Source organism: Cyanobacteriota bacterium (assembly GCA_025054735.1).
Classification (GTDB): domain Bacteria; phylum Cyanobacteriota; class Cyanobacteriia; order SKYG9; family SKYG9; genus SKYG9.
Genome location: JANWZG010000258.1, coordinates 1 through 5,672, shown reverse-complemented (window position 1 = coordinate 5,672; position 5,672 = coordinate 1). Strand labels below are relative to the sequence as shown.

Sequence of the window (5,672 nt, the reverse complement as noted above, 5' to 3'; positions counted from 1 at the left end):
TTGCAGCTTTTCTCCTAGGTATTGAATTGCCAATGCTGCGGTAGAACCTGAACCAAGGCCAACAACCATGCCCGATTGCACTAAATCGACAGCAGCCTTCGCTACCTGTTGCTTCATCAGTTGTGCCGGATCAGTCGTTGTTGCCATGCTCTACAGCCCTCATCAATAACAGCGTCAAAACGATTCCAGTGTAATATTTCCTAGGGAAACTTCCACGCAAAATCCAGCCATTTTTGACTCGTTCTGGGAACAGTTTTCTGTAAACTTATGTTAAAGAGTCATTGAATTGTTCACTACCTCCCATGGAATCATTGGTTATTCCGTCCACACTACTGCTAACTATTTTGTTGGCGGTGGGCTTGTTCTTTTTTATCCGTGCCTCTGTCAAAGATCGCATAGAAACCGTGCGCCTGTTGAGCGATCGTCCTGATGCCACCTTGAAAGAACAACTGCGACAATACTTTTTTCAGCGTGCCTATCGGATTGCACAACTGAATCCCGAACAGAACCAGGTTGTTTTTGAAGGTGTTGTGGCTCCCAGTCTCTTCCTAGCAATATTCTTGTCAGTATTAGCAGCTCTGGGGTTCCTATGTCTGGGACTTGTGCTCTCAATGGCACTCAACACCACAGCCCTGTTTACATCAGTTCCTGTTCTGCTATCACCCCTAGCGGGCTGGTTTTATTGGTCTAGGGCCAGACGGTTAGAACAAGTGATTTTGACCATTACAGAGTTGAATGATAGCGAGGGCAGTAGTACAGAACTAACTGTTACTGCTCATCGCAACGAGCTTGCTGATCTTCAACGGTTGTTGAACCTCAAACCATCAGCATAGGCAACCTTCTGTAGCTAGCTGTGAATTCCCAAATTGCAATACATTGGTTTAAGCACAGGTTTAATTACAGTTTGTTTCCCTTTGTTAAGAATTAGTTACCAAATTAAGTTAATCTACATCCAGATTGCAGTATTCGCTGAGCATCACTGTTGAGACCGTGAATGTTTGACGACTATCTGTAATCCATGCCGTTGCCTGACGCGCTTAGTGCAAAAATCTGTAGTAGTTAATCGTTCATAACGTTAGGGTAGGTAGTTCATGTCGATGGCGGTTGCTCGCGATCAAGTAGATCGAATTGTCTGGAATCAGCATCATGACCCCTTTGAAGTGTTGGGACCTCACGCGATCGACCATGATGGCAAACAAGGTTGGGTAATCAGAGCTTACCTGCCCTCTGCTGAGGCAGTTTGGGTTATCTGTCCAGACGACCGTACTGAGCACCCAATGCACTCCGTTCACCATCCCAAATTTTTTGAGTGCTTTCTTGAACGTCCCCACCTCAATAATTATCAACTCCGGATTAAAGAGGGTAATCACGAGCGCGTTATTTACGATCCCTATGCGTTTCGATCGCCTCGCCTGACTGACTATGATTTGTACCTGTTCTCCGAAGGTAATCACCATCGCATCTATGAGAAACTGGGTGCGCACCTTGACAACATTGATGGTGTTGCGGGTGTCTATTTCGCTGTATGGGCACCTAACGCTCGTAACGTTTCCGTAATCGGTGACTTCAACCACTGGGATGGACGCAATCATCAGATGCGTAAAGGCACTAGCGGTGTCTGGGAGTTGTTCATTCCAGGCCTAGGGGTAGGTACTCGCTATAAGTACGAAGTCAAGAATCGTGAAGGTCATCGTTACGAAAAATCTGATCCCTTTGGATTTCAGCAAGAGGTGCGCCCAAAAACTGCCTCCATCGTTACTGACCTCAATAATTACACCTGGCACGATCAAGCGTGGATGGAAGCTCGACGCAATTCCAATCCGCTGACTCAGCCAATCTCAATCTATGAAGTGCATTTGGGATCATGGCTTAATGCCAATGCGGCAGAACCAGCTCGATTACCCAACGGCGAGCCAGAACCTGTAGTGACGGTATCAGAATTGCGTCCAGGAGCACGCTTCCTCACATACCGTGAGCTGGCAGCTAAGTTGATCCCCTATGTTAAAGAGTTGGGCTTTACCCACATAGAGTTGTTGCCGATCGCCGAACATCCCTTTGATGGTTCCTGGGGTTATCAAGTTACTGGTTACTATGCCTGTACCTCTCGCTATGGCACTCCCCAAGACTTTATGTATTTTGTAGACCAGTGTCATCAAGAGGGTATTGGTGTCATTGTTGACTGGGTACCTGGACACTTTCCCAAAGATGGCCATGGATTAGCTTACTTCGATGGCACCCACCTCTATGAACATGCTGACCCTCGTAAGGGTGAACATAAAGAATGGGGTACCTTAGTCTTCAATTATGGACGTAACGAGGTGCGTAACTACTTAGTAGCCAATGCACTCTTTTGGTTCGATCGGTACCACATTGATGGGATCCGAGTTGATGCTGTAGCATCTATGCTCTATCTCAACTACTGCCGTAAGGATGGTGAATGGATCCCTAACCAGTACGGCGGCCCTGAGAATATTGAAGCGGCTGATTTCCTACGTCAAGTGAATCACGTTATCTTCAGCTATTTTCCAGGTATCTTGTCAATCGCTGAAGAATCCACATCGTGGCCTATGGTATCCTGGCCCACCTATGTTGGAGGCTTAGGCTTCAACCTGAAATGGAACATGGGCTGGATGCATGACATGCTCGACTACTTTCACATGGATCCTTGGTTTCGCCAATTCCATCAAAACAACGTCACCTTTAGCCTTATGTATGCCTTTAGCGAAAACTTTATGTTAGCACTCTCCCATGATGAAGTTGTGCATGGTAAGAGCAATATGCTAGGCAAAATGCCCGGTGACGAGTGGCAAAAATTCGCAAATCTCCGCTGTCTCTATGCTTACATGTTCACCCATCCCGGCAAGAAAACTCTGTTTATGAGTATGGAATTTGGTCAGTGGAGTGAGTGGAATGTGTGGGCTGATCTGGAATGGCATTTGCTGCAATATGAACCTCACCAGGCGCTAAAACGGTTTGTAACTGAGTTGAATGCTCTCTACCGTAGCCAACCAGCCCTATACACTCAAGATTTTTCCCATGAGGGGTTTGAATGGATTGACTGTAGTGACAACCGTCACAGTGTCGTGTCGTTCATTCGCTGGGCAGCACATCCGAGCAAGTTAGGCAAAGAACTACCTGAGCATGAACCCTACGAGCCAGATTTCATCGTAACAGTATGTAACTTCACTCCTCAGCCTCACTCTCATTACCGCATTGGAGTACCTGAGCCAGGATTCTACACAGAACTGCTAAATACCGATGCTCGGCGGTATGGGGGCAGTAACGTCGGCAACTTAGGAGGTAAGTGGACTGATGATTGGTCATTCCATAATCGCCCTTACTCCCTAGATTTGTGTCTGCCTCCCTTAGGAGTGTTAATATTGAAGCTCGATCGTCAAAAAACTAAGCTGGCTAAAGCTAGTACATCCACGTCATCGTCTGACTAATGGAGCCGAATTATCGTCGCTGTGTCAGTTGCCGTCGAGTAGCTCTTAAGGCAGATTTTTGGCGAGTTGTCAGGGTTTACCCATCCCAGGCAGTACAATTAGATCAGGGCATGGGTCGCTCTGCGTATCTTTGTCCTCAGGCTAGTTGCTTGAAGCTAGCACAACAAAAAAATCGGTTGGGACGGGCATTGAAAGCTAGTATTCCTCCCGAACTTTACCAGACTCTATGGCAACGACTCTCTCAGGTTGCTCAGTCGTCTGTAGCTGAGCAAACTCAATCATAAGATTCTGAGGCTTGAGTTGACATAAATGTTTCGGGTTAGGTTTCGTCATCAGTTGCCAATGGTCTCAAAGCATCGGGGTTATCGCGCTTAATCAGCAGTCCGAATCGTGATTGGTCGTCTATAGAAAGGCGGTAAGACACTATGTAACAAACTTGCAGATGTACGAGGTAGATACTGGATGAACGGCAAAGTTAGAATTTATGAGCTGTCAAAAGATTTGAATCTCGATAATCGGGATATTCTTACAGTCTGTGAACAATTGAATATTCAAGCGAAGAGTCACAGTAGTACAATCTCAGAGGATGATGCAGCTCGTATCCGAGATGCTGCTCAGTCCTACACGGCTCGCCCTGTTTCTCAAGGCAAGTCACCATCCCCAAAAAGTGCGTCATCGTCAAACTTGATTACTAAGAAGTCAACAGAAAAGTTAGTAGAACGTCCAAGCATCCAGAAGCAGCAAATCTTGGAAGTTCGTCGAATTAGTCCATTGGAAGTGCCTCAGCCACCGCGTTCAGTTCAGTCACCTACTACCGATTCATCTGATGTTGTTGAGTCTCAAAAGGTATCCGTTCCTGCTAAGCCTGAGGAGACTAACGTGCCTGCAGGACAGCCTGCTTCACCGCCTCGACCGGCCAGTGTAGATCCGGCTCCAGCTCCTATTGCGAAGCCGCCTACTGCTACTGAGCCTGTAGGCAGTGTCGTTACCCCACCCGTGAGTCGCCCCCAAGCCTCGCCCGCAAAGCAGCCTCCTAAGCCCGTTAGAGATCGTTCCCCAGGTAGTGCTGATGCAACATCCCAATCTGAACCGGTTAAGCGGGTTACGTCGCCGCCCAATTTGGTAAAGCGACCGATTCCTAAGCCTGTGCGCTCAGATGCAGCGGGGAAAGTAGACGATCGCCCATCTGAGAGACCTTCAACCAACGGGTCAGCCTCGCCGACAAAGCCTGTGTTGCCCAAGCCATCTGCCCTGAGAAAGCAGCAGGATAAGACGGCTGATCAGACAGATAGTTCGTCAGTTAACAGTAAGCCACGATCAATCCCCGAAATCCAGCGACCAAAGCGGGTTACATCTGATAGCCAACGCGAGACTCAGCCCGATAGAAAGAATGTCGTCCAATCTCAAAACTTGGATTCAGTCGGTGTCGTCATCAACCCTCTGGACTTAGGTGAGGCTGAAGATTTCAAACTACGCCGCCCATCAGCCCCTCGTCTAAAGCGAGATAGGGAGCGAGATGAAGATGATGATGAGCTGCTAGAATCACGCCAGAAGCCAGGTAAGTCGGCAACAAAGGGCAAACGGCGTGATCTAGTGTTGCTAGACGACGACTTGGATGAGGATTTTATCGACGATGAACTTAGAGTGCCAACATCAACTGTATTGGTGAGCTTATCACTAGCGCGCCCTGCCAAGCCCAAGCCACCAAAAGCTAGTCAGCCAAAGCCTGCCATGGCACCAAAGGCGAAAAAGTCTGTCGATCGAGACAGTGAGGAGGAAGGCCGCAGCCGCAATCGCCGCGATCGTCGTGAAGAACCTGCTGTAGTAGAACGACCTAAGAAAATCACCCTTACAGGCCGCATGACGGTGCAAGAATTGGCGCAATTACTGGTTGTGCCTGAAACAGAAGTCATTAAGATTCTGTTTATGAAGGGGATTGCTGCCAATATTAACCAAGCTCTAGAAGTTGACACCATCCAGATGGTGGCAGAGGCCCTCGAAGTTGAGGTTGAAACTGTAAAGGAAGAATCAACTGCTCGCAAGACCACTGAGATGCTGGACATGGATGATTTAGAAAATCTCCAGCGTCGCCCACCTGTAGTTACGATTATGGGTCATGTGGATCATGGAAAAACAACCTTACTTGATTCCATTCGCAAAACTAAAGTTGCTCAAGGTGAAGCTGGTGGAATCACACAGCATATTGGCGCTTACCACGTGGACGTT

5 protein-coding genes are annotated in these 5,672 nt (G+C 47.8%); 4 read left to right on the top strand and 1 reads right to left on the bottom strand.

Translation table 11 applies throughout. The annotated features are described in order from the left end of the window. On the bottom strand, positions 1-147 hold a 147-nt coding region (locus tag NZ772_12540), incomplete at its 3' end, for a ribose 5-phosphate isomerase A (protein MCS6814378.1). 155 nt (positions 148-302) lie between these two features. On the opposite strand from NZ772_12540, the gene NZ772_12535 reads away from it, so the two are divergent. The 4 genes from NZ772_12535 to NZ772_12520 all read left to right on the top strand — a co-directional run. After that, positions 303-833 (top strand): cofactor assembly of complex C subunit B, encoded by a 531-nt coding sequence (locus NZ772_12535; protein MCS6814377.1) that lies wholly within the window; start codon positions 303-305, stop codon positions 831-833. A gap of 258 nt (positions 834-1,091) precedes the next feature. Next, positions 1,092-3,446, top strand: coding sequence for a 1,4-alpha-glucan branching enzyme (gene glgB / locus NZ772_12530; protein ID MCS6814376.1), 2,355 nt, complete (start codon positions 1,092-1,094; stop codon positions 3,444-3,446). Next, complete coding sequence (locus NZ772_12525) at positions 3,446-3,730, top strand: YlxR family protein (protein ID MCS6814375.1); 285 nt, start codon at positions 3,446-3,448, stop codon at positions 3,728-3,730. Before glgB ends, NZ772_12525 begins: the two co-directional genes overlap by 1 nt. Positions 3,731-3,908: 178 nt before the next feature. After that, on the top strand, positions 3,909-5,672 hold a 1,764-nt coding region (locus NZ772_12520; GenBank protein ID MCS6814374.1), incomplete at its 3' end, for a translation initiation factor IF-2 N-terminal domain-containing protein.